The sequence below is a fragment of the Bacteroides sp. NSJ-48 genome (genome assembly GCF_014287405.1).
In the GTDB taxonomy this organism is placed as follows: domain Bacteria; phylum Bacteroidota; class Bacteroidia; order Bacteroidales; family Bacteroidaceae; genus Bacteroides; species Bacteroides stercoris.
Map to the genome: position 1 here is coordinate 1 of NZ_JACOOD010000055.1, position 22,359 is coordinate 22,359.

27 protein-coding genes and 1 tRNA gene are annotated in these 22,359 nt (G+C 47.3%); 18 read left to right on the forward strand and 10 right to left on the reverse strand.

The window, feature by feature from the left end:
• The first annotated feature begins 146 nt into the window (after nt 1–146).
• The 13 genes from H8S52_RS17475 to H8S52_RS17535 all read left to right on the forward strand — a co-directional run bounded on the left by H8S52_RS17475 (nt 147) and on the right by H8S52_RS17535 (nt 12,770).
• Nucleotides 147–1,178: a hypothetical protein gene (locus tag H8S52_RS17475; protein ID WP_151870897.1), complete on the forward strand. Its 1,032-nt coding sequence runs from the start codon at nt 147–149 to the stop codon at nt 1,176–1,178.
• 34 nt (nt 1,179–1,212) lie between these two features.
• Nucleotides 1,213–1,551: a hypothetical protein gene (locus tag H8S52_RS17480; RefSeq protein ID WP_225982422.1), complete on the forward strand. Its 339-nt coding sequence runs from the start codon at nt 1,213–1,215 to the stop codon at nt 1,549–1,551.
• Nucleotides 1,548–1,949 (forward strand): structural protein P5, encoded by a 402-nt coding sequence (locus tag H8S52_RS17485; RefSeq protein WP_117907338.1) that lies wholly within the window; start codon nt 1,548–1,550, stop codon nt 1,947–1,949. Before H8S52_RS17480 ends, H8S52_RS17485 begins: the two co-directional genes overlap by 4 nt.
• 29 nt (nt 1,950–1,978) lie before the next feature.
• Nucleotides 1,979–2,422 (forward strand): hypothetical protein, encoded by a 444-nt coding sequence (locus H8S52_RS17490; protein WP_151870898.1) that lies wholly within the window; start codon nt 1,979–1,981, stop codon nt 2,420–2,422.
• A complete protein-coding gene (locus H8S52_RS17495) occupies nt 2,388–2,696 on the forward strand; it encodes a hypothetical protein (RefSeq protein WP_222620331.1) in 309 nt (102 codons plus the stop codon). The genes H8S52_RS17490 and H8S52_RS17495 overlap by 35 nt, the downstream gene beginning before the upstream one ends.
• A 13-nt stretch (nt 2,697–2,709) precedes the next feature.
• Complete coding sequence (locus H8S52_RS17500) at nt 2,710–3,213, forward strand: hypothetical protein (protein ID WP_117859200.1); 504 nt, start codon at nt 2,710–2,712, stop codon at nt 3,211–3,213.
• Nucleotides 3,214–3,218: 5 nt separating this feature from the next.
• Complete coding sequence (locus H8S52_RS17505) at nt 3,219–3,677, forward strand: hypothetical protein (protein WP_117859198.1); 459 nt, start codon at nt 3,219–3,221, stop codon at nt 3,675–3,677.
• 20 nt (nt 3,678–3,697) lie between these two features.
• Nucleotides 3,698–3,949, forward strand: coding sequence for a hypothetical protein (locus H8S52_RS17510; protein ID WP_117859197.1), 252 nt, complete (start codon nt 3,698–3,700; stop codon nt 3,947–3,949).
• A 34-nt stretch (nt 3,950–3,983) separates the two neighbouring features.
• Entirely contained in the window at nt 3,984–7,649 is a 3,666-nt protein-coding gene (locus H8S52_RS17515) for a hypothetical protein (RefSeq protein ID WP_186910306.1), read from the forward strand.
• Entirely contained in the window at nt 7,646–8,104 is a 459-nt protein-coding gene (locus H8S52_RS17520) for a hypothetical protein (protein ID WP_117859193.1), read from the forward strand. The genes H8S52_RS17515 and H8S52_RS17520 overlap by 4 nt, the downstream gene beginning before the upstream one ends.
• A gap of 22 nt (nt 8,105–8,126) precedes the next feature.
• On the forward strand, nt 8,127–11,804 hold the full coding sequence (locus H8S52_RS17525) for a collagen-like protein (RefSeq protein ID WP_186910307.1): 3,678 nt from the start codon (nt 8,127–8,129) through the stop codon (nt 11,802–11,804).
• 5 nt (nt 11,805–11,809) lie between these two features.
• Nucleotides 11,810–12,253, forward strand: a complete 444-nt coding sequence (locus H8S52_RS17530) for a hypothetical protein (protein WP_117859191.1) — start codon at nt 11,810–11,812, stop codon at nt 12,251–12,253.
• 88 nt (nt 12,254–12,341) lie between these two features.
• Entirely contained in the window at nt 12,342–12,770 is a 429-nt protein-coding gene (locus H8S52_RS17535) for a hypothetical protein (protein WP_117859189.1), read from the forward strand.
• Nucleotides 12,771–12,824: 54 nt separating this feature from the next.
• Here the strand turns inward: H8S52_RS17535 and H8S52_RS17540 are convergent, their stop codons facing one another.
• From H8S52_RS17540 to H8S52_RS17565, 6 genes are all read right to left on the reverse strand, one after another.
• Nucleotides 12,825–13,364, reverse strand: a complete 540-nt coding sequence (locus H8S52_RS17540) for a hypothetical protein (protein ID WP_118154027.1) — start codon at nt 13,362–13,364, stop codon at nt 12,825–12,827.
• A 41-nt stretch (nt 13,365–13,405) separates the two neighbouring features.
• Nucleotides 13,406–13,798 (reverse strand): pyocin knob domain-containing protein, encoded by a 393-nt coding sequence (locus H8S52_RS17545; protein WP_117859176.1) that lies wholly within the window; start codon nt 13,796–13,798, stop codon nt 13,406–13,408.
• Between the two features lie 72 nt (nt 13,799–13,870).
• A complete protein-coding gene (locus H8S52_RS17550) occupies nt 13,871–14,254 on the reverse strand; it encodes a hypothetical protein (protein ID WP_117859185.1) in 384 nt (127 codons plus the stop codon).
• A 64-nt stretch (nt 14,255–14,318) separates the two neighbouring features.
• Nucleotides 14,319–14,684, reverse strand: coding sequence for a hypothetical protein (locus H8S52_RS17555; RefSeq protein ID WP_117859180.1), 366 nt, complete (start codon nt 14,682–14,684; stop codon nt 14,319–14,321).
• Between the two features lie 77 nt (nt 14,685–14,761).
• Nucleotides 14,762–15,319: a hypothetical protein gene (locus H8S52_RS17560; protein ID WP_118154024.1), complete on the reverse strand. Its 558-nt coding sequence runs from the start codon at nt 15,317–15,319 to the stop codon at nt 14,762–14,764.
• Nucleotides 15,320–15,381: 62 nt separating this feature from the next.
• Nucleotides 15,382–15,798, reverse strand: coding sequence for a hypothetical protein (locus H8S52_RS17565; protein ID WP_117859184.1), 417 nt, complete (start codon nt 15,796–15,798; stop codon nt 15,382–15,384).
• A 72-nt stretch (nt 15,799–15,870) separates the two neighbouring features.
• Here H8S52_RS17565 and H8S52_RS17570 point away from each other — a divergent pair, with 72 nt between their 5' ends.
• Entirely contained in the window at nt 15,871–16,473 is a 603-nt protein-coding gene (locus H8S52_RS17570; protein WP_117859174.1) for a master DNA invertase Mpi family serine-type recombinase, read from the forward strand.
• 346 nt (nt 16,474–16,819) lie between these two features.
• Here H8S52_RS17570 and H8S52_RS17575 read toward each other — a convergent pair.
• Nucleotides 16,820–16,893, reverse strand: a tRNA-Asp gene (locus H8S52_RS17575).
• 165 nt (nt 16,894–17,058) lie between these two features.
• Here H8S52_RS17575 and H8S52_RS17580 point away from each other — a divergent pair.
• Together H8S52_RS17580 and H8S52_RS17585 are read left to right on the forward strand one after the other, a co-directional pair.
• Nucleotides 17,059–18,375 carry a pyridoxal phosphate-dependent aminotransferase gene (locus H8S52_RS17580; RefSeq protein WP_118207299.1) on the forward strand — a complete coding sequence of 439 codons (1,317 nt, stop codon included), beginning with the start codon at nt 17,059–17,061 and terminating at the stop codon, nt 18,373–18,375.
• A 173-nt stretch (nt 18,376–18,548) separates the two neighbouring features.
• Nucleotides 18,549–19,142 (forward strand): YqgE/AlgH family protein, encoded by a 594-nt coding sequence (locus H8S52_RS17585; RefSeq protein ID WP_117742044.1) that lies wholly within the window; start codon nt 18,549–18,551, stop codon nt 19,140–19,142.
• A 22-nt stretch (nt 19,143–19,164) separates the two neighbouring features.
• Here H8S52_RS17585 and H8S52_RS17590 read toward each other — a convergent pair whose 3' ends face one another.
• The 3 genes from H8S52_RS17590 to recR are packed head-to-tail and all read right to left on the reverse strand — an operon-like array spanning nt 19,165 to nt 20,814.
• On the reverse strand, nt 19,165–19,725 hold the full coding sequence (locus H8S52_RS17590; RefSeq protein WP_117906301.1) for a GNAT family N-acetyltransferase: 561 nt from the start codon (nt 19,723–19,725) through the stop codon (nt 19,165–19,167).
• Nucleotides 19,725–20,174: a hypothetical protein gene (locus H8S52_RS17595; RefSeq protein ID WP_016662882.1), complete on the reverse strand. Its 450-nt coding sequence runs from the start codon at nt 20,172–20,174 to the stop codon at nt 19,725–19,727. Before H8S52_RS17595 ends, H8S52_RS17590 begins: the two co-directional genes overlap by 1 nt.
• Nucleotides 20,175–20,196: 22 nt before the next feature.
• Nucleotides 20,197–20,814 carry a recombination mediator RecR gene (recR, locus tag H8S52_RS17600; RefSeq protein ID WP_005653809.1) on the reverse strand — a complete coding sequence of 206 codons (618 nt, stop codon included), beginning with the start codon at nt 20,812–20,814 and terminating at the stop codon, nt 20,197–20,199.
• A gap of 191 nt (nt 20,815–21,005) precedes the next feature.
• Here recR and yihA point away from each other — a divergent pair, with 191 nt between their 5' ends.
• Both yihA and H8S52_RS17610 read left to right on the forward strand, forming a co-directional pair.
• Nucleotides 21,006–21,614, forward strand: a complete 609-nt coding sequence (gene yihA / locus H8S52_RS17605) for a ribosome biogenesis GTP-binding protein YihA/YsxC (RefSeq protein WP_016662884.1) — start codon at nt 21,006–21,008, stop codon at nt 21,612–21,614.
• Between the two features lie 14 nt (nt 21,615–21,628).
• Nucleotides 21,629–22,225 carry a DUF4923 family protein gene (locus tag H8S52_RS17610; RefSeq protein ID WP_117986085.1) on the forward strand — a complete coding sequence of 199 codons (597 nt, stop codon included), beginning with the start codon at nt 21,629–21,631 and terminating at the stop codon, nt 22,223–22,225.
• Nucleotides 22,226–22,359 lie beyond the last annotated feature (134 nt).

Here is a 22,359-nt window from a genome sequence, read left to right on the forward strand (position 1 = left end):
GATTCAGATGCCATAAATTCGGTTTCGAAGATATGGTGATTCTTATTGCTTGTGGATTACACAACTTTAGAATCAGTCACAAAATGAGTCATATAACAAATTAATCTATATAATGTCTATTTTATAAACATAAAGATAAAAAGACAATGAAGACAAAATTCATCTTTTCACTGCTCACAGCGTTGCTGTTCAATTTCGCCACCTCAGGCTTGTTTGCCCAGAGTATCGGCATCGACCACAACCTGATGTTCGGCATCCAGATGGGGCTTTCGCTGGTTCCGTTGCAACTTACCGGCTGCCTGGCGGAGGGCCTTAACAAGGAAATCTGGATTCCCGAGATTATCGAGAAGTTCTATCCGGAAACCTCGTTCGTTTCCGACTCGCGTGATTTCAGCATGTGGACCGATAACGAGTACCTGAACCTGCAGGAAGCGGGTATCGACCCCAGAGTATTCATCGACAATGAGGTATATCCGATACCGGTAGTCGCCCGTGGTGACAAACCCTACAAGATTCCGATGAAACGTTTCGATACGGAAAACACCGTACATATCAACGCCATCGAAATCGAAGAATCCGCCGAAAAACGTAGAAGCGTGGCCGCCGGACACCAGAAGTCACTGCAGATGCAGTTTTCCGAGCTGGCCATCTACAACTGGGCGCCCAAGAAGGATAGTGAAACTACCCCGGTTATAAAAATCAACGACGGCAATGCCAGCAAACAGGGTACCGGTTATGTGGCCATGACCTATGAAAAGGTTCTGGCGCTCTCCACCCAGCTCGACATGATGCTGGTTCCAAAAGAAGGGCGTATCCTGGCACTGCATCCGTACCATGCTACCGACTTGCAGCTTCAAGACCTGGAGATGTTCAAGACGTTCTTCTCTACCGGTTCCATGTTCGGCTTCAAAATTCACGTCACTTCCATGGTGCCTAAATACAACGGTACTACGGGTGAGAAGGTGGAATGGGGTGCTCCTGTCCGCGATACGGACGCTATCGCCTCCACAGTATGGTACCGTGATGCAGTTTGTCGTGCCAAGAGCATGGAGGACATGTACTACCGCCTGAATGATCCGGAATACCGTGGTGATGTCCTGGGCTTCAATATGCGCGGCATCGCATTGCCTATTACAGGCAAGTATCTGGGTGCCATGTTTACCACCAAGAAATCCTAACCCTAAAAATTAAAGAACAATGAGCTATATCAATATGAAATCGCGGAGAAGCTTTGACTTCTTCGCCCCCTATACAGAAGAAGGTGACCGCTGTGTACAGATACCGTTCCCGGTCGCTGTAACCCGTAAAACTGAAGGTAAGTCGCTGGTGCACGACTGCAATCCGCAAATAGTGGATATTGCCGCCGAAACCGCAGCAACCACTTTTGAACTGGACACCCGGGTGCAGGCCGGTTCGTTGCTCATCGTCAGGAATGCCAGCACCAATGCCCAGACCATCGGCAAGGTTGCCTGTGCGGCAAGCAAAGTGACTACGTTGATGTATGACGGAAATGCTTACATCAGTATCGGAACCTCAGAAATCGGAGAATGATGGCAGCACGAGGTTTACGCAACAATAATCCGGGTAACATCCGCCTGTCACGTACTGTGTGGCAGGGGGAAATCCGCCCCTCGCGTGACAGGTCTTTCTGCCAGTTCCGTACGATGGCCTACGGTTATCGTGCCCTGATAAAGTTACTGCAGAACTACCGCCGTAACAACGGCTGCCGTACGATAGCGGACTTCATCAACCGCTGGGCGCCTCCTGTGGAAAACAACACTTCCGGCTATATCAGCCGGGTGTGCCGGGAGATGCAGGTTCCGAACACGTATGTGCCCGATGTGAACGACCGGGTAACCATGTGCGCTTTTGCCGCCGCCATCTCACAGGTGGAAAACGGAGTGCCGGCAGTAACGGCGGACGTGGAAGCGGGATGGGAACTGCTCTGATGATTGATAACCCTTAATGATTTCCAGCCATGAATTCAGACCTGATAATGCAGATTCTCCAATGGCTTGTGCCGAGCGGCATTGCCGGTTCCCTCTGGGCATGGCTGAGACATCGGGAGAACAACAAGGTACTCGCCGCCAAGGAGCGGAACGACGCCTATAAGGAAATGTACGACAACCTGTCAGGAACATTAATAGACTTACAGAATGAGAATATTAAACTCTACAAGGCAGTGCGGGAACTTAACCGTACCATTCAGAGGGCTTCTACTTGCCGGCATTATGCTGACTGCCCTATCCGTGGCGAGCTGCAGAAGTCCGGAGCCATTGGTGCGGAACGAGCACAGCCAAAAAGACAGCCTCTCGGGCAGAAGCGGGTTCGCTCTCCTGCAGCAGCCTGTTCCGCCCAGCATGGCGAAGACGAAATTCCCGACGGATATGCTGGAACTGATTCCGGTGGGCACAGGCTTTAGCCGCCGCAGCGGGCAGGCTACGGTGAATGTCACCCGCATATCGGAAGACAGCCTGGAAGTGACGGCTGCCTGCGACAGCCTGGCCCGGCAGATACTCATCCTTACCGAAGAGAACATACGCATCCGTAACGAGCTTTTCAGGGAGAAGGAGAAACCACCACCTGAAACGGTACATGAACCTACCGGCTTCCAGTGGTTCCAGATATGGATCGGGCGTACGGCCGTCGCCGCCCTTCTGCTGGGAATACTCAGACGGCGATTTATTAACCCTTAAACTTGGAATAAACATGGATAAATTAATATTCGGAATGTCGCAGGTCAAATTCTGCGGCCTTGAAATCGGCTGGTTCGACGAACAGGGAGTCACCCCTGCGGGTACCGCCGCTACCCAGGTGGACATCTACGCCGCCCAGGTAAAGGACGGCCCTGTGGCGACAATCACGAGCAATCCGGGAAAGAAGGCCTTTACGGGCAACCTGATTGACATGTCGGCTGAAAACCTTGTGAATACAATCGGAGGGAGCAAGGATGACCAGGGCAACTGGGAGCCGCCCGAGAAATGGGAGAAGACGGGTGTCATGGATATTGTCTGTGACAGCGGCCATACCATCCGCCTTTACAAGGCGAAAGTCACCGGCAATGACTTCGGCGGCGGCGTGAACTCCCAGGGCGTACTCTCCGTCCAGCTCAACATCGAGGTTATGAAGGATGAGAACGGCAAGCGGATGAAGATATTCGCCCCCGGCATCGATCCTGAAACCGGCAAACCGAAACCGTCTGAAGAAGCCTGACGCGTATGGAGCGCCTTGAAATGGAAATCCTCTCGGAAAGGGTAATGCAGGACGGGGGCATCTCGCTTCCCTTGCGCCTTCCCGGCGGAAGGCATATCCGCTGGGTGATGCGTGTCCCCACTTATGCGAGCCTGCTGAATATCGGCCGGATGTACCTGAAACTGGGAGTCCGGTATGACGAGGTGAAGGAATATGACTTCGAGCAGAAAGTGGAGTTCATCACCCGCCACGGGGTGGGCGTGAGCCGCATGGTGGCCTGCGGTATCGTCCGGGGGCGTATCCTCTCCCCGTTGCTGAACCGCCCCGTAGCCTGGATGCTCCGGCACTGGATGCACCCGGCCGCCCTTGAGGAAGCCTGGATAATAGTCGTGCGCATGTTTGGTACTGTCCCTTTCGGAAATATTATCAGATTGGCGGAGACAATCAACCCGATGTCGCCCCTGCTGAGCCACGGAAAAGGATAGAACGGGAGTTAAAGGGCTATATGGAGCCTTCACATAGCCCGTTCGGACTGATAGGACAGATAGCCCGCGATACGGGCTGGAGCATAAGGTATATCCTGCACGGGGTGAACTATCCGACGCTCATGCTGATGTGGCGGGACTGTCCCAGGCATATTCCCGCACGCAGAAAGACGCCCGCCGAACTTTCCCGGGAGATGTCCGCCCGCAGCGGCGGTACCCCGGAAAACATGTCGCCCCTGGAGTTCTTCAGGAGCATGGAGGAAGAGGAATGAAAACTGTTTGTCACATAATAAACCGCTATAAGAAATGCAGCCTATCAAGCTTGAAATATTTCTGGATGACAGGACGCTTGCCGGCATGAAGTCGGCCGAGGGCAACATAGCCGCCCTGGAGAGCTTCAACAAGCAGATGGTCGAACGTCTGCAGGGCGAGCTCAAGCAGCTGGAGAGACAGTACAGGCAGCTGCAGAAGCAGGGCCTTGCCGGTGACAGGGAACTCGCCGACATACAGGCGCTCAAAGGTGTCATCGGCGGCCTGAAGGATGAGATAAAGGCATACGAGGCCGCCAAGAGACAGGCCGGAGAGACGCCCCTTGTGGCGCATGACCCGGCACCGAAGCTGAACCAGGTCAGAATGACCATGGCACAGATCGCCCGGGAGCTTCCCTCGCTGGCCATGGGGCCGCAGATGTTCTTCCTGGCCATATCCAACAACATCCCGATGTTTACGGACGCCGTGAGCAATGCCCGCAAGGAATACGAGCTCATGACGGCCGCAGGAAAGAAGGCGACCCCGGTATGGAAACAGGTGGCAGCTTCGCTGTTCTCCCCGCAAACGGCACTGGCGGCGCTTATTACGCTGACGGTGGTATACGGTAAAGAAATAGGAGAATGGATAAAGGGGCTCTTTGGCGGGAAAAACGCTATGGATGAACTGCGTGAATCCATGCGGGAAACCTATGAGGTGGAAAAAGAGGCGAATGCCACATTCGTGAAAAGCCGGTTTGAGATGGACAGGGTAATCAAGTCCGTAAAGGAGTTCAAGGGAAGCAAGGAGGAGGAACGCAAAAAGGTAACCGAACTCAACCGTACATACGGCGAAACGTTCGGCTACTACCAGACATTGAGCGAATGGTACGATACGCTTATGAAAAAAAGTTCCGACTATATCGAGGTGCTCGTACTGGAACAGAAGGCCCGGAAATGGCTTGACAAGGCCGTAGAGGAGAGCGATAAGGCCGACAAGCTGAAAGCGGAAGGTGCGGAATCCCACCGTCCATGGTTCGGTGCCGGCGGTAAAATCCACAAGTTCTTCGGCGGAGGTTCCACCGACCAGTTCGGTAGCGACCCTGCTTCCGTAGCTTACAACAAAAAGCTCAAGGACATCTATGATGCGGAAGAGGATGCCCTCAAACGTGCGGAAGAGTTTCAGGATAAAGCCGCCCGTATCAAGGAGGGAACAAATATCAATACCGTAGTTTCCGGTTCGGTGGAAGAATTGGAAAACAGCATAGCGGAGAAACGCAAGGCGCTGAAGAAACTCACAAACAAGGAGGATTATGAGGCGGCCATGAAAGTAATAGAAGCCGAGGAGAAAAAGCTGGAAACCATTACGGGAAAGAAAAACAAGGACGGTGGCAGGAATGCTTCCGACTATCAGGATGCTCTTTCCGATGCCCGCCTGCGTGCACAACGTAAGCTGGAGGATGCCCGTATCGCCCTGATGGCGGAAGGCAGCGCCAAACGCAAGGCACTGCTCCGTCAGGAATACGAGCAGACGCTTGCCGCCATCGACAAGGAAGAACGGGAGCTGCTCTCCAGGCTGGAGAAATCGAAAAAGGCCGGCAATCCGATAGCCCCCGGGGAGGCTGACCGGATAAGGCAGGACGCTTCCTCACAGCGTGTGGTTGCCGGCGTGCAGTATATGCAGGATGTCTACGACGAGGAGAAGCAGTTCCGGGAAAAGGACCGGCAGGCGTGGATAGACTACAACAGGGAGTACGGCAGCTACCAGGAGAAACGGCTGGCAATCACACAGGATTATGCCCTGAAGATTGCCGCAGCCGAAACCGAAGGTGAAAAGGCCATGCTGAAAAGACGGCGCGAGGACGAACTGAAAGAGCTTGATTTCGGGGAGTTCAAGAAGACCGTCAACCTCGCCGACGTATTCGGCAATCTGGACACTCAAAGTACGGAGTCGCTCTCCGCACTTCGCGACAAGCTGAAGGAATACATCAGCGGGGCGGCCAAAGAATTACGCCCCTCGGACTTGAAGCAGCTGCAGGACGCACTGACGAATATTGACCTGAAGCTTGCCGACCGCAAGCCCTTCCGGGAACTGAAACGGTCTATGGATGAATACGCCAAGGCCCAGGAAACTGTCCAAAAGGCGCAGGAGGATCTGAACACCGTCATGGCGGGCGGAAAGGTTATCACCGGTCTGTACAGGGATGAGACGGGCAAGCTCGTCACCGGACTGCTGACACAGGAACAGGCGGAGAAGAAACTGACTGAGGCCCAGGAAAACCGCCGCAGGAAACGTACGGCAATGGCTCAGAGCCTGCAGGGGGTTGCGGGCGAAATGTCATCCTACACACAGGCGGCCGATGATGTCGTCAGTATGCTGGAAGGGTTCGGAGTGTCGGTGGACGAGAATGCCAAGCGGGTGATAGAGGGTTTCAATACCATGTCGGAAGGTATCAGCCAATTTGCGAACTCCATGCTTTCGGGTGACATCGGCGGCATGATAAGCGGCGTGGTGAATACAGCCGGTGGTTTTGTCAAGACATTGGGCAGCCTTTTCGGTACGGATTGGGGCGGCCAGCGTTCCGAAAGACGTTACCAGCAGGCAAAGGAGCGTTATGAAAGCTATATGGCGGTGCTTGACAAAGTCATCGCCAAACAAAAGGAACTGGTGGCATCCATGGAGACCGATACGCTGGCGAATGCCAATAATTCCTACAAGAAAGCCGGCGAGCTCCTGCAACAACAGGGAGAATATGCCCGCGAAATGGGAAAGGCTTACCTGAATGCCGGGGCGAGCAAGGGGTTTCTCGGCATCGGTTCCAAAGCTTCCCATGGAACGAAACAGAGGGAAAGCATATCCTCCACAGCCTGGGACCAGGCGCGCCAGGTATTGGGAAATGACTTTTACAAGGTATCCGACGGCCGTATGACCGGCCTCTTTGACCTGAGTTACGAAAAGCTGGTAAAGCTGCGTGATGAAGCCACCGGCTTCTGGAGCGAACTGCATGAGGATACACGCAAATATCTGGAACAGGTCATCGAGAGCGAGGAGGCATGGCAGGAGGTGCAGGAGACGCGCAAGGAAGCCATGACGGGCATCTCCTTCGAGAGCGTGCGCAGCAGCTTTCTGGACATGCTCATGGATATGGACAGCAGTACGGCGGACTTTGCCGACAACTTCGAGAAGTACATGCAGAGGGCCATGCTGAACAGCATGCTTTCGGAAAGCTACAATGAACGCCTTAGGAAGTGGTATGACTCGTTCGCCGAAGCCATGGAGGAGAAGACGGAATGGCGGACGGGCCAGGGCAGACGCGGACGTAACAGGTATAAAGTTACCACCGAAGCCGCGGGCGTGCTGAGCCAGACGGAACATGACATGCTGAAGGATTCCTGGGATTCGATAGTGAATGATGCGCTGGCTGAACGTGACGCGATGAAGGAGATATTCGGCTGGAAGGGTGATCCGGCAAGCTCACAGTCCGGACGCAGCGGAGCCTTCACTGCCATGACACAGGAACAGGGCACACTTCTGGAAGGGCTGTTTACTTCCTTGCAGGATCATGCCAGCGGCATGCACAAACTTCTGGAAGAGCTCGCCAAATCAAGGAAGGAAGACCACGACCTGCTCGTCAGCATTACTGAGAATACAGCCTACTGCCGGTATCTGGAAAGTATCAACGAGATTATGGAATATTTTAGAAACAATGGAATAGAAGTGTCATGATGTACGACCTGACAGGATATATGGTGATTAACGGCAAGGATGCCTGGACGGAGTATTCGGCCTTCCTCTGCGAGGACAGGCCGGAAGACAGTACGAACGTGACCGAACTGCTCAAACCGCCCGAGATGAAGGAATATACGGCTGTGGATTTCAGGGAGCGTAACGGTGAGGAATTGCCGCAGCAGCTCCCGCTTCCACGCTGCAAGCCCCGCGACCTTACACTGTATCTGGCTGTATACGCCCCTTCACTTTCCGGATGTGAGGCAAGGCGGCTTGCCCTGATGCAGGCGCTCATACAAGGCTGGGTAACCCTCCGGGTAAAAGGGATATCCATAGAATACAGGCTTTACTACAAGTCCGCCACACCGGCCGATATCCTGACCGATGCTTTTGACGGAAGTACCGTAGCCAGATGGAAAATGAAGTTCAGGGAACCGAAACCGGAACCCTTTTAAATGATGTTTAAAGACTGCTCGAATGGAACTCAAAATCTATAATCAATCCGGCGGACTGAAGCTGACGGTCCCGGTCACTTCGTCCTCAACATGGAACCTTGAGTTGATGAGTGAGAATGCGCTCTCGCTCTCCTTTACGGTTCCGGCCTGTGTGCCACTGCAGGTGAATGACTACATAACACTGGAGGGTGTGAGGTTCAGTGTGAAGAAAGAGTACAAGCCCAGGAAAAAGAACAGCCAGGAATACCGCTATTCCGTGAAATTCTATGCTCCCATACATGACGCCCAGCAAGTGATATACCTCCACCTGACTGACGGTCAGTATGAGCCGCAGTTCAGCCTTGACGGCAGTCCCCGGGAGCACCTGCAGAAATGGGTGGACAACATGAACCGTATTTACGGTGAGGAACGCTGGCGTATCGGTGACGTGATAGATGCACCGGACGGAAATATAGAGTATAACAATACCACCTGCTGGGACGCACTGGCATCCATGGCCGAGACCTTTTCGACCGAATGGTGGTCGGACGGCTTCTATATCAACCTGTGCCGTTGTGAGCGCGGGGAACGTGTGGAACTGGGATACATGCAGGGCCTTGCCTCACTTACACAAACGGAGAATAGCGATGACGTAAAATTCTTCACCCGGCTTATTCCGCTGGGAAGTACCAGGAATATAGACCGAAGCCGCTACGGTTTCTCCCGTCTGCAACTGCCCGATCGCGCCAAGTATGTGGACAGAAATACGGACTACGGACTGTATGAACATGTGGAAGAGGATGCCTTTGCGGGTATCTTTCCTCATTATACGGGAACTGTGTCCTCCGTACGTTCACAGGAAAGGACCGGGAATGACGGCAAACCCTTTACAGTCTATTATTTCAAGGACGAAGGTATGGAGTTTGACCCATGTGATTATGAGATTGCGGGACTTGTCAAACAATTGTCTTTCCAGAGCGGTGAGCTGAACGGGCGTGATTTCGAGGCAAACTATCATTCGGAAAGCAAGGAATGGGAAATCATCAATACCTACCCGGATGAAGATACGCAATTGCCCGGGGGAAACCTTATACCGCATGCTGGTGACAAATATATCCCCTGGAATTTCCGTATGCCCGAAGCTTACGAAAAACAGGCCGAGCAGGATTACAAGGCGGCCGTTGATGACTTTCTCTCGTCATACAGCGAAGACACCACCAAGTACGGCGGCGATACCGATTACACCTATATTGAGAAGCACTCCGTCCCTCTGCGGCTGGGACAGTCGGTAAGGCTGCTCAGCGAAGAGTATTTCCCCGGCAGCGGTTACCGGGATACACGCATGACAAAGGTTACACGCAAGCTGGAAAACCTTTCCATGGCGGCCGTTGAATGCACGAACCGAGTCGGCAAGGGCTGGAAACGCAGCCTGGAAAGTAACCTGAACGGATTGCAGTACGTTGTCGGCGGGCTGCTGGACCGCTCGGTTATCGAGGTGCTTAAATCATGGGACAACCGTGAGGCCAGCGAATACAACGTGTTTTCAGCCTTACGGGCGATAAAGGAGATAACCCGGCGTGCCATCAGCAAGATCGGTCCGGATAGGACCTCCTTTCTTGTTTCCTTTCTGGCAGGCGCAGTATTCGGTAAGGAAGGGTTCGCTTCCGGACTGGCCGGATTTGGCGCCAAGATAGATGAGAACGGCAACGGTGAAATGCGGGGCTTGCGGCTTTGGGAATGGCTTGAGGTACCGGAACTCAGACGTAACCGTGTGGAAGTGTATGCTGGCATCAAATGGCGCACGCCGGGTGTCGGCATTGTGGAGAGTGTGGTGGCGGATACGGACAATGAGGGAAATCCGCTTTCCACCGGCACCGTGCATCTCAAGCTGGAAGCCGGGGAAATGGGAGCTGTTGCGGCGAACGATATAAGCATGGGAATCATCCATTTCGAGGATGAGACGATGAATGCCACCGAGGATTCGGACGATAGTAAGGGCAATTTCCGTTTTGCCGGTTTCGGAACGGCATACTTCCGTATTACCGGAGTCTCAGGTGAGGATAACGGCACATTCCGTTATTCCCTGCGTCCGGGAACAACGCTGCATCCGCAGAAGTACATGCATTTCTCATGTTATGGCAATTTCACCAACCCCGACCGTCAGACATCCGTATATGAGACACGCACCTACAGCCGCATGCTCCGTAACCAGAATACCTGGGAAATATCGGCCGCCAACATCGCAATGCAGTCGGGCGACCTCTCAAACCTGAACGTACACGGTCTGGATATGACGGGATACTCCATGTATCTGAACAGCGTGTACTTTACCGGTACGGTACGGCAGCTGAAACCTGACGGTACGCCGGTATATACGGCCAATGACCGTGGAGAGTGGGCATCCGGTGAAAATTATGCCTTTTATGACCGGGTTTCCCATGATGGCGGCATTTGGCTGTGTGTAAGCGAGAGCGGCAGTGCATCTGAACCTGCAGAAAGAAATTCGGACTGGTTGCTACAAGTGAAACCGGGAACGGACGGAACTGATGGCAAGAACGGTCAGGATGGCGCTCCGGGAAGGGACGGCGTGGACGGAGCACCGGGACAGGATGGCATTTCGGTCAGTAACCACGGAAAATGGCATACCGGCCTTAAGACACCTTACCTTGGACTGGTGAAAATGGGTGGAAAGGTGTTTTTATGCAAGGTTAGAAACGGAACGTCAAATCCACCCATGTGGACGGTTACCACCAAGGACGGAAGACGTATACTCCAGACGCAGGACGGTGGAAAGACCTATGGCTACATACTGACCGGCGAGTACAACTCCGAAGAGTACGACATGGTGGTGGAAAACGGGGAGAACGGCCTGCAGGGATGTATACTCCGCAAGGCCGAATGGGTGTCCGGAGTAGAGTGGCGTAACGATGAGTCACTGGCTGGCGGTACACGGTACGTCGATGTGGCACTGGTCAGGGATAACGGTACGAAGACTGGTTGGCGGGCATACAAGTGCCGGGTGACGCATATAAGTAGCGGGGGAAATGCGCCGGGAAACAGTACGTATTGGGAAGAGTTCGGACTTAATACGGCAGCCATATTCACATCGCTTATTGTTGCTAAAAATGCGATGATAGAATTCATGCAGGGGAACGAACTTCGTATTAGAAAGGATGACGGGACGGTGACTGCCGGCCTTAGCGGTTCCCAATCCGGTGAAAAGATACGGATGTGGGCAGGTAGTTCTACTCCTGATGATGCCCCCTTCCGGGTTACTGAAGACGGAAAAGTACATGCAGAAAATGCGGAAATAACCGGAGAAGTCAATGCGACAGGCGGTACTTTTAAAAATATCAAGTCGCCCAATAACTCCTTTGTTATTAAAGAAAACGGGGACATAGAAATAACCGGCAAGGTATCCACCTCTATGAACGGAAAGCGTATTGTGATTGATTCAGCTACGAACAGTCTTAGAATGTACGGCTCCGATAATCTGTTGGCGGGAACTATAGATTTCATCGGTGAAGGTGGTAGTACATATCCCCGTATGAAATTAATCGAGTATGTTTCCGGAAATCCAAGATATACTGTTTTAATAAGACCTCAGCTAATAAATGTATCAGAGAATGATGGCAATGACTTTTATGATGTCATGATAAATACAAATGGAATAAGCTTTTTAAAAAATAATGTGGTAACTAAATCTTATCCTAATAAATAAATGCTATGAGAGTATTTTATAAAAGTAAATTAGCAAAGTGGATGTTGTGGCAGGGCTACAGCACCATTACTTTAGGCTGTTTCGTCTTTACCAAGAAAAGCAAGGCGGAAATGAAAACACGCGTTCTTAACCATGAAGCTATTCATGTAAGACAGTGGGAGGAATGCATGATTGCTTCGATGGTTCTGTTGACGCTTGTCATGTCCGTTACCGGGTTCAACGTATGGATGTATTTGTTGTGTCCGTTGTGGTTCTATTTGCAATATGGACTGGAATATGCCGTTTCTCGTGTTTACCATTCTTTCAAAGGTATACATGGAGCGGATGGGAATAAAATATCGTATGGAAATTCAGCGTTCGAGATGGAGGCAAAATCCAATGAAGAGATAGACCGTTATCTGGATGTTAGGAGACCTTTTGAATTCGCGAGATACTACGGAAAAATATGATTTTTAATTTACAAAAACGAGATAATAGTTAATTGTTAAATTGGGCTGATTTTTGTAGTAGAAATGACGCCCCTAAAATATATTAGGTATGGGTGAAGATATAAAAATTAATGAAGTTCAACAAGCAAATGATGCTGCATATATAACAGTGATATTGGAAGATGGAACTCTTGGAAAAATAGCCAAAGCAGACTTGGTGGACCTAATAAGAATAAATATGCCCACGGCTACTCATGAGTATAAAGGCCTTATGGACACCTCTGATTTAAAAAACCTTTCCGGACTTATATCTGACAACGATAATGTAAATGCTGATAATCTGCCTAATGGTTTTTGCCGTTATCATCAGGAAAATTACAAAGAATACAATTATCCAGCTGCATATGGCTGTATTCTTACAATAATCACCGATTCTGTGGGATTTCAAATGTGCGCTGAAGCATGGCCACAAAATTTGTATATCAGACAACTTTGGGACTTTTGGAGTGATTGGAAGAAAATATCTTTTACATCTTAATGGAAATACTGGCATACAATGAGGATTTTGCAGTTTCCTCATTGTATGTTCATCTTATTGAAGTTCTGTAAAATCTCCGGTAACATCCATTATCTGTGATGTATCTTCATGATAACCGGTCAGAGCAATATACGCAGAACCATACTGATTCACCAGTATATCAATAGCCAAATAAACGTTCCCTTTATAGCTTATCTGCCTTAAATTAGAGAAACATCCGCATTCAGAATGAGCAACATCACTTTGGAGTGTACCAGCGGGCGCATAATGAACCTTGCACCAGCCGGGTAAGCAATGGTTATTCGAATAAAATGGAATAGTAAAAATCTCAAAGAAATTAAAATGGGACGTGTTATAGTCTCCTATTTTTAATAACGTTATGGTCTTAATTTCATTGCCTCCAGTTGGTTTATGGACAGATACAATGGACTTAGGCAGTGAGTAATACACTCCTCTGTCGTACTTTTGTTCTCCCGGTAGTGCATCGGTCACTTCTTCCATTGTTGGTGTTATGCTGTTCCCATCTGCATCTATGCCTCTCAATCTGGCTGGTTTTCCATTCTGCATTTCATTTTCCTTAATATCCTCTGCCATATCTTGTACATTTTAGGGGCAGAAGATATATTAGATAAAAGTTAGCGCTCATGCCAATCTTGCCAAGCTCCCAAATCATTACAGCTTCGCGTTCGTATCTGATTGTCTTGAACGCTATAAGCTATTTGTAATACCCATCGGCCTTGATTACACGATATTACTATTAATCCGCCATAATTGATATAAGGCGGAAAGTTGGCATTTTTGTTAGAAACATAATTTATATCATAATACCCAGTACTTTTGTACGTGTTCAAATCATCTTTAGCTTCACCTTTGTCTTGTAAAACTGTATTGAAGCCTATTGATGTTTTGAATAATTCTATCAAATCATTTTTGGCGATTTTCCCAAGACTCCCATCTGTTAATACCACTGTTACGTATGCAGCATCCTTCACTTGTTGCGCTTCATTGATTTTTATATCTTTACCCATATCTTGTACATTTTAGGGGCAAAGAATATGGTTAAGACGTGAGGAACCTTTTCAATCAATACAATTGGTAATTTATATTTTCTTCCAGTCACTCCAATAATTACTGAACCATCTATACCAACGGTTGTTAGTATATGGTTCGACGCATAGCTGATAATAAAAACCAGGTGAGGTTAATTTAAATAAGAAAGCTAATTTATAATCAGTAAGCGGTGGAGCATTTTTAGTATCTTCATTTATCCAATATAGACCATTATTCTCATAAGTGCCAAGACTATTGCAATCGTCAATAATTTCTGTATTATTCTGTAGGAATGATTCTTTAATTTCTGTCCTTATTAAATTTGCAAGAACGCTCTTTTTTATCTTTGCTTGGCTGCCATCTGCCAATTCTACATAAATATATTCATAATCCTCTACTTCTTGAAATGCGTTCATTTTAATATCCTCTACCATACCTAATACATTTTAGGGGCAGAAGAAATGAAATAGAAAAACGGTTCCTAATATTTATAACAGTTTAAGTAAAAGATATTTGTTTCCAGTCAGACCAAAAACGAGTTTTGAAACGATAAAAAACAGCACCATTATATGTGAAATAGAGTTGTTTGGAACAATTTATATCCCAATGTAAATGGAAAAGGATACAACCTTGTGTTTGTCCTGATTCGGATGGAACGTTTTCGCATTTATCGCCAATAGAATATATTCCACTTGTCTCTATTTTATCCAAATCTGAAATCGAACTACTGTAAATTACAGCACCTATTAAACAAGCTAATTCGTTCTTATTTATCTTTACTTGACTTCCATCTACGAGTTCACCATATATATATTCCGCATTTGTAACTTGCGGGAAGACGTTCATTTTAATATCCTCTGCCATATTCTTACATTTTAGGGGCAAATGATACAGTATAAGAATATAGGAGTTATAAATATAAATAATTGGGTACAAAATCCTTACTGGTTGAGATATTGAATTGTCCCATGCGATATATTTTTAACAGTCCCTGCATTCAACTCATCGGATATTTCTATATTCACCCAGTGAATCACCTTGGCATCTATTGACACGAAGCATTCCATATTAAAATCAAGGTATAAATCACGGAATATTCCATCTCTATCAAATGCACTTCTTAGCCGTTTTATATATGCTTCGGAAAACATTGTTTTACATCCATATAAAGTCCCATGAAGAGTATTGTCAGCACTCTCGTTGGCAATATTGAATAAATATGATGCCTGTCTATACCCCCAACCACCATAGTTATATTCATGCACAGATAAATTTATTGTGGAAAAACCATACCCTAATTCATCCAAACTGAAAGAGCCGATTTTCAAACATTTATCAGCCGGTACATGTATAATGTCTGAAACTATTTTATATGGAGACATTATCAGGCCTGCTAAATCCCTTGTAGGTATAACAACACTATTTCCTTCAGCATCCAATCCTCTTAAAAGAGTGGGACTACCATTCTGCATTTCGTTTTCCTTAATATCTTCTGCCATACTTTGTACATTTTAGGGGCAAAGAATATGGTCTGTCAAGGGTAGTAGGGGCTAAACAAACTTTATGATAAAGAAATTTGTCTCCATTCGCTCCATTCTCCCCAACAATCTCTGATAAAATAACAGTGATGCCAATCATGCAATAATTGGATAACAAAACCATTATTAAAGACTACAAGATTATAATTAGTCAAACCTTCAGGAGCATCCTTACGATAAATTTTGTCATCAATATAGTAATAGCCGTTTTGAGTAAGGTCAGATAGCTTACAATCGACTTGATAATAATTATAATGTTTGGGAGTTACCGGAGAAGCCAGTCCTTTCTGTTCCGAATTTGATTCCGGCATATTTTCTCTTATCAGTTCAATTAAATCGTTCCGTGGAATTTTACCTAAACTACCATCTTCCAGTAACACTGTTATGTATGCAGCATCATTTACTTGTTGAACTTCATTGATTTTTATATCTTCACCCATATCTTATACATTTTAGGGGCGTCTGATATAAGTTTTGTAGCACAAAATTCAATTCTTACCTTCACACCAAAAATGATTTACGCTTACATCAGAGTATCAACAGACAAACAAACTGTCGAAAATCAACGATTCGAGATTGAGAAATTTGCTCGTATCAGAGAGCTAAATATTGATAAGTGGATATCCGAAACGGTATCAGGAACAAAATCTGCCAAAAAGCGAAAACTCGGTTCCCTTATTAAAAAGTTAAAGAAGGGAGATACATTAATAGCTTCGGAAATCAGCCGTCTGGGTCGTCGATTAATGGAAGTTATGAGCATCCTGAATACTCTTATGCAAAAAAATATAACAGTGTTTACGGTGAAGGAAAAATATGAATTGGGCAATAATATTCAATCACAAATTCTTGCGTTCGCCTTTGGATTATCTGCACAAATTGAACGTGATTTGATAAGCCAGCGTACAAAAGAAGGACTTGCTCGACGTGTAGCTGAAGGGCAGAAATTGGGACGTTGTAAAGGGGGACATAATTCACATTACAAGCTCACCGGAAAAGAATCTCTTATAAAAACAATGCTTGAGTATGGATATAGCAAAGCAGCTATCTGTAGGAAACTGAAATGCAATCCCAAGACATTGGATGACCATTTAAATAGAATGGAAAAATGCGAATAATAGAGTATATATCCCCTAAGATTCATACAAAGATAAAAATTCTGAATGATTGGAGGAACTTTTAAGTTCCTTTTGAGAGCCGTTTAAATAGAGTTGGAAAATGAATAAAAAATCACAATTTGTTTTGTGTTAATTGGTGTAAAAGACTCACAAAGTGATTTGGAAAAGCATTACAAAACGTTTTGCGGTTTATAGTTCTTGCGAGATTTATACCTATGTCCAGAAGTTATAGATTATCTTGTTTCAAACAAATGGCGAGATAAGTAAAACAAAACACCCAATTTTACTTTGTCGGGTGTAAAATTGGGTGTTAATTTTGTAAGCTATTGATAATCAATATTTATTGCGGTGCGTACGGGACTCGAACCCGTGACCCCATGCGTGACAGGCATGTATTCTAACCAACTGAACTAACGCACCATCATTTCATTTTATCATTGCTATCTCTCTCGATTGCGGTTGCAAAGGTAGGTGTTTTTTTTGAATCTGCAATAGTTTGAAAGAAAAAAAATATCTTTTTTTTCAACATCTATTGATTATAAGAGATTTATGTTATCTTTGCATAGACAAAAAAAAATAGAAACTATGAAAAATACCCCTATTGCACGTGAACTAATCGATAAAACCATCGAAGATTTTCATATTACTGATTTTGCCAAAGCCACTATCCGCGAAGTAAAAGCTATTGCAGCAAAAGCAGAAGCGGACTCCGGTGTGGAATTTATAAAAATGGAAATGGGAGTTCCCGGACTCCCACCCTCCTCCGTAGGTGTAAAGGCAGAAATTGAATCGCTACAAAAAGGAATAGCAAGCCTGTATCCGGATATTAACGGCTTGCCTGCATTGAAAGAAGAAGCATCCCGCTTTATCAAGGCATTCGTCAACGTAGACGTTGCACCGGAAGGATGCGTACCCGTTACAGGTTCCATGCAAGGAACTTTTGCCTCTTTCCTTACATGCAGCCAATGTGACGAGAAAAAAGACACAATCCTGTTTATCGACCCCGGTTTTCCCGTACAAAAGCAACAATTGGTTGTAATGGGACAAAAATATGAAACTTTCGATGTGTATGACTATCGTGGCTGCAAACTGAAAGAAAAGCTGGAAAGCTATCTCAAAAAAGGCAATATATCCGCCATTGTCTACTCCAATCCGAATAATCCCAGCTGGATATGCCTGAAAGAAGAGGAACTGCGTATCATCGGCGAACTTGCCACCCGGTATGATGTAATCGTACTGGAAGACCTTGCCTATTTCGCCATGGACTTCCGTCAGGACTTAAGCAAACCGTTCCATGCGCCTTACCAACCATCCGTAGCCCATTACACTGACCATTACATACTACTCATATCCGGTTCCAAAGCATTCAGCTATGCAGGACAACGCATCGGGGTAAGCTGTATCTCGGACAAACTTTATCATCGGGCATATCCGGGACTGACACAACGTTACGGCGGCGGTACATTCGGCACAGTATTTATCCATCGTGTCCTGTACGCCCTTTCTTCCGGAACCAGCCACTCGGCACAATACGCACTTGCAGCCATGCTGAAAGCCGCCAATGAAGGCAAATACAACTTCCTGGATGAAGTAAAAGTATATGGCGAACGTGCACGGCGACTGAAAGAGATTTTCCTGCGCCATGGGTTCCATCTGGTATACGACAATGACCTTGGAGAGCCTGTAGCCGACGGATTTTACTTTACCATCGGTTATCCGGGCATGAGTAGCGGTGAACTTGCCAAAGAACTGATGTACTACGGAGTAAGCGCTATCTCACTGGTAACTACCGGAAGCCACCAGGAAGGATTGCGGGCCTGTACCTCATTCATCCAAGACCATCAATACGCCCAATTGGACGAACGCATGGCCGTCTTTGCAGAAAATCATCCTGTCAGATAGGACATATACAACCTTTTACAGAGAATGAATGCGCCAAACTCTGACGACGCTTCATTCTCTGTAAAACTTTAAAACTCCCCGAAAAAACACTTTCCGGATAAAAATCAAACAGACTCCCATAAAAAAGAGAAAGATAATTTGCTCCTTTATAGAAAAATACTTAATTTGGGGGCATGTATACCAATGCAGACATATTCAAAATAGAAACTAACCATATAGTTCCTACACGAGGAAAAGTTCTTATTTCCGAACCTTTTCTGTGCGACTATATGTTCGGGCGGTCTGTTGTTTTACTGGCAGACCATACGCAAGACGGAACCATGGGACTTGTAATGAACAAGCCGTTACCTCTGTTCCTGAATGATTTACTAAGCGAAATCAACTGTCGGGAAGATATTCCTATCTATAAAGGCGGACCGATGAGCACCGATACCCTTTTCTATTTGCACACATTGGAAAATATAACAGACTCGCTCCCCATAGCCAACGGGCTCTACCTGAACGGTGACTTCACCGCTATCAAGCAATTTATAACAGAGGGTAATTCCATCAAAGGAAGAATACGTTTCTTTCTCGGTTATTCGGGCTGGGAACCCGGACAACTGAAAAAGGAAATAGAAGAAAATACCTGGCTGGTGGACAAAGCCGATATTCCTTCGCTCATGGATGAAAAAGCCTGCAGAAACTTGTGGAAAGATGCACTTAGCAAACTTGGCGGAAAATACGAAATGTGGTCACGTTTTCCGCAAATCCCCACTTTGAACTGACAGTAACCGGACAATCATCCGATTACCGGCTATCCTCTACCCGCCCCACACCATCGAGGCGAATACATTGCATCAAGACAACGTCCTTAAATTTGCCGCCTGCAAACCACCATTCCTTCAGCAGTCCGCATTGTACAAAGCCGCAAGAGCCAAACAAGCGCAAGCTCGCTTCATTGTCGGCAGCCACATGCACAACCAACTGTTTCAGAAATAAAAAGCCGAAAGCATAATCGCACAAAAGTCTCAAGGCATCGGAAGCGTACCCGTTGCCCTGATACTCCTTCCGTATCGCAATCCCCACCTCACCGCGGGAATGCATCGGTGCAAAATCCGTAATGTCAATAGTACCCACCACGGCATCATCCTCGCGACGTACTATCATCATGCGGAGCTGACGGTCGGCAAACATATCACATTGCGAATTTTCCATGTATTGCCTCAGCACATACTTGGAATACGGTACCGAAAAGTTCGTGACATCCCACGTTTGCGGGTCATTCTCCATGGCATACATTATCTCCAAATCCTCCGGCTCCATAGCCCGAAGACGCACACGCTCACTTACAAAATAAGAAGGTTTCATCATTCTTTCTCTATATGCAATTCCTTACGCAAACGATTTTCACCCGGCAGGCAGAACAGAGACGCAGTCAAGGCAATTAAAGCGCAAAGCACTCCTTTATTGCTCAGCATCATATAATAAGTAAGAAATCCTGCCAATACCGGCATGGCAAGCAGAGCCAGGCGCACCCCACTCCACAGTGCATACAGACGCAGCGCATCCGTAATGGCAACGACATCTATCTTCTTGGTCAGCATCCATGAAAAAAGCTTCAAGGAAACAGGCACCAACACAGCAGTAAGCAAAATCGTGACAGTCTCCGCAAAATAAGCGGCACGCACGTCCCCTGCATAGGCACCTACCCATTCTCCGCCCGTTTCTCCAAATGCCACGAGAAATACGGGCAGCAGCCAGAAATATACAAACATCATTTTTGTGCGGGATACAACCCGCTTTATCTTTTCTTCCATACACTCGTTCTTTAAAACCATATCACACCGCACCTGTAAACGGAGTACGGTTTACAATACTGCGTCCAAGCGTTACCTCGTCCGCATATTCCAGTTCATCTCCCACAGAGATGCCGCGCGCTATCACGGACAGCTTCACTCCCAGCTTCTCCAGTTTGCGGTAAATATAAAAGTTGGTCGTATCGCCTTCCATGGTGGTACTGAGGGCAAACACAACTTCCTTAATGCCACCTGCAGCCACCCTCTGCACCAGACTCTCTATCTCCAGGTCGCCGGGGCCTATTCCGTCCATCGGCGAAATCACTCCACCCAGCACATGATAAAGCCCGCGGAATTGCTGCGTCGCTTCCACCGCCATCACGTCGCGTATATTCTCCACTACACAAATAACGGAAGAGTCGCGCTGAGGGTTGGAACAGATGCGGCAAGTCTCCGTATCAGAAATATTATGACACACCTTGCAGTATTTCACTTCATGCTTCAACGTAACGATGGCATTGCCGAAAGCCTCCACCGCCGCCGTATCCTGACGCAGCAGATGAAGCACCAGTCTCATGGCCGTTTTCCTGCCTATACCCGGCAGTTTGGCAAACTCATTCACCGCTTTTTCCAGCAATGTCGAGGGATATTGTCCATTCATACCTTAAATTCTTCTATCGGTGGGCAAAGATAGTGCAAATTGAGTGCAATGCAATTAAGTTCGCTTGAAATTATATGACCGGAATGCAGCCTGTCCTCTCCAAAAACAGAGAGAATTCCGCATTACGGACGGAGATTTTTGAAATAAGTGCTACCTTTGCATGAAGAAACAACAAAAAAACAAGTAATAAAATGGAGATAACAAGCGCCGAATTCGTCATCAGCAATACAGACGTTAAAAAATGCCCCGGCGGGACATTCCCCGAATACGCCTTCATCGGACGTTCCAACGTTGGAAAATCCAGCCTCATCAACATGCTGACGGGGCGTAAAGGACTCGCCATGACATCTGCAACTCCGGGAAAGACCATGCTCATCAATCACTTCCTGATTAATAAGAACTGGTACATCGTCGACCTTCCGGGCTACGGCTATGCCAAGCGCGGACAGAAAGGCCAGGAACAGATTCAGCGCATCATAGAGACCTACATTCTGCAACGCGAGCAGATGACCTGCCTCTTTGTCCTCGTCGACAGCCGCCACGAACCGCAAGCCATAGACCTCGCTTTCATAGAATGGCTGGGCGAGAACGGAGTACCCTTCGCCATCGTTTTCACCAAAGCCGACAAACTGAAAGGCGGCAGGATAAACAGCAACATCCGCCACTACCTGGAGAAGCTGCGTGAACAATGGGAGGAACTTCCGCCCCACTTCATCACATCTTCCGAGAACCGTATGGGGCGTGACGAACTCCTGGACTATATCGAACAAATCAATAAAGAAATTAATTCCAAATCATAACTGTTACAACCAAAATGAAAAGATTTGTTTTTTGGCAAATACTCATTGCCGCATTGCTGATGGCTCCCGACAGCCAGGCACAATCTCTGAAAGACTTATTGAACAAAGAAAACATCGAAAAGGCAGTCAATGCCATAACCGGTAAAAACACCGCCAGCATGGAAGGGACATGGACATATACCGGCCCGGCCATCGAATTCGAATCGGACAACCTGCTGCAAAAAGCCGGCGGTTCGGTAGCTGCCAATGCTGCCGAGAACAAGCTGAAAGAACAATTGGCAAGGGTAGGCATCAAGGAAGGACAAATGTCTTTCACCTTCAATGCAGACAGCACCTTCACAGCCAAAGTAGGCGCAAAAAGCATAAAAGGAACTTACTCCTACGATGCTTCCACACAGAATACAAGTCTGAAATTCATGAAGCTGATTCCGCTTAACGCCAAAATAAACTGTACATCCGCCAATATGGACCTGCTGTTCAATTCGGACAAACTCTTAAAGCTGATTACCCTGATTTCCAGCAAGAGCAACAATAGCACCCTTAAAACAATCGGATCGCTGGCAAACAGCTACGATGGTATGATGCTGGGATTTACCTTGAAAAAGGAATAAGCAAGGGCTCAAACCGGCTCAGTAGATTTTTAGCGGGGATTATTTTTTATACTCGTGAAGTATTGCTTACTTCGCATTATGAAAAACGATTATTTGAACATGCTAGCCAGCCTCGTGTTGCCTGCGCAGATATT

What these genes read in the sequence shown, in the direction of transcription:
- H8S52_RS17580 (WP_118207299.1), top strand. Translation starts at nt 17,059, where the DNA reads ATGAAAAATACCCCTATTGCACGTGAACTAATCGATAAAACCATCGAA.
- H8S52_RS17510 (WP_117859197.1), top strand. Translation starts at nt 3,698, where the DNA reads ATGGAGCCTTCACATAGCCCGTTCGGACTGATAGGACAGATAGCCCGC.
- H8S52_RS17495 (WP_222620331.1), top strand. Translation starts at nt 2,388, where the DNA reads ATGCTGGAACTGATTCCGGTGGGCACAGGCTTTAGCCGCCGCAGCGGG.
- H8S52_RS17585 (WP_117742044.1), top strand. Translation starts at nt 18,549, where the DNA reads ATGTATACCAATGCAGACATATTCAAAATAGAAACTAACCATATAGTT.
- H8S52_RS17550 (WP_117859185.1), bottom strand. Translation starts at nt 14,254, where the DNA reads ATGGTAGAGGATATTAAAATGAACGCATTTCAAGAAGTAGAGGATTAT.
- H8S52_RS17520 (WP_117859193.1), top strand. Translation starts at nt 7,646, where the DNA reads ATGATGTACGACCTGACAGGATATATGGTGATTAACGGCAAGGATGCC.
- H8S52_RS17505 (WP_117859198.1), top strand. Translation starts at nt 3,219, where the DNA reads ATGGAGCGCCTTGAAATGGAAATCCTCTCGGAAAGGGTAATGCAGGAC.
- H8S52_RS17535 (WP_117859189.1), top strand. Translation starts at nt 12,342, where the DNA reads ATGGGTGAAGATATAAAAATTAATGAAGTTCAACAAGCAAATGATGCT.
- H8S52_RS17590 (WP_117906301.1), bottom strand. Translation starts at nt 19,725, where the DNA reads ATGAAACCTTCTTATTTTGTAAGTGAGCGTGTGCGTCTTCGGGCTATG.
- H8S52_RS17525 (WP_186910307.1), top strand. Translation starts at nt 8,127, where the DNA reads ATGGAACTCAAAATCTATAATCAATCCGGCGGACTGAAGCTGACGGTC.
- H8S52_RS17515 (WP_186910306.1), top strand. Translation starts at nt 3,984, where the DNA reads ATGCAGCCTATCAAGCTTGAAATATTTCTGGATGACAGGACGCTTGCC.
- H8S52_RS17540 (WP_118154027.1), bottom strand. Translation starts at nt 13,364, where the DNA reads ATGGCAGAGGATATTAAGGAAAATGAAATGCAGAATGGAAAACCAGCC.
- H8S52_RS17500 (WP_117859200.1), top strand. Translation starts at nt 2,710, where the DNA reads ATGGATAAATTAATATTCGGAATGTCGCAGGTCAAATTCTGCGGCCTT.
- H8S52_RS17555 (WP_117859180.1), bottom strand. Translation starts at nt 14,684, where the DNA reads ATGGCAGAGGATATTAAAATGAACGTCTTCCCGCAAGTTACAAATGCG.
- H8S52_RS17565 (WP_117859184.1), bottom strand. Translation starts at nt 15,798, where the DNA reads ATGGGTGAAGATATAAAAATCAATGAAGTTCAACAAGTAAATGATGCT.
- H8S52_RS17485 (WP_117907338.1), top strand. Translation starts at nt 1,548, where the DNA reads ATGATGGCAGCACGAGGTTTACGCAACAATAATCCGGGTAACATCCGC.
- H8S52_RS17595 (WP_016662882.1), bottom strand. Translation starts at nt 20,174, where the DNA reads ATGGAAGAAAAGATAAAGCGGGTTGTATCCCGCACAAAAATGATGTTT.
- H8S52_RS17530 (WP_117859191.1), top strand. Translation starts at nt 11,810, where the DNA reads ATGAGAGTATTTTATAAAAGTAAATTAGCAAAGTGGATGTTGTGGCAG.
- H8S52_RS17560 (WP_118154024.1), bottom strand. Translation starts at nt 15,319, where the DNA reads ATGGCAGAAGATATTAAGGAAAACGAAATGCAGAATGGTAGTCCCACT.
- recR (WP_005653809.1), bottom strand. Translation starts at nt 20,814, where the DNA reads ATGAATGGACAATATCCCTCGACATTGCTGGAAAAAGCGGTGAATGAG.
- yihA (WP_016662884.1), top strand. Translation starts at nt 21,006, where the DNA reads ATGGAGATAACAAGCGCCGAATTCGTCATCAGCAATACAGACGTTAAA.
- H8S52_RS17480 (WP_225982422.1), top strand. Translation starts at nt 1,213, where the DNA reads ATGAAATCGCGGAGAAGCTTTGACTTCTTCGCCCCCTATACAGAAGAA.
- H8S52_RS17475 (WP_151870897.1), top strand. Translation starts at nt 147, where the DNA reads ATGAAGACAAAATTCATCTTTTCACTGCTCACAGCGTTGCTGTTCAAT.
- H8S52_RS17610 (WP_117986085.1), top strand. Translation starts at nt 21,629, where the DNA reads ATGAAAAGATTTGTTTTTTGGCAAATACTCATTGCCGCATTGCTGATG.
- H8S52_RS17490 (WP_151870898.1), top strand. Translation starts at nt 1,979, where the DNA reads ATGAATTCAGACCTGATAATGCAGATTCTCCAATGGCTTGTGCCGAGC.
- H8S52_RS17545 (WP_117859176.1), bottom strand. Translation starts at nt 13,798, where the DNA reads ATGGGTAAAGATATAAAAATCAATGAAGCGCAACAAGTGAAGGATGCT.
- H8S52_RS17570 (WP_117859174.1), top strand. Translation starts at nt 15,871, where the DNA reads ATGATTTACGCTTACATCAGAGTATCAACAGACAAACAAACTGTCGAA.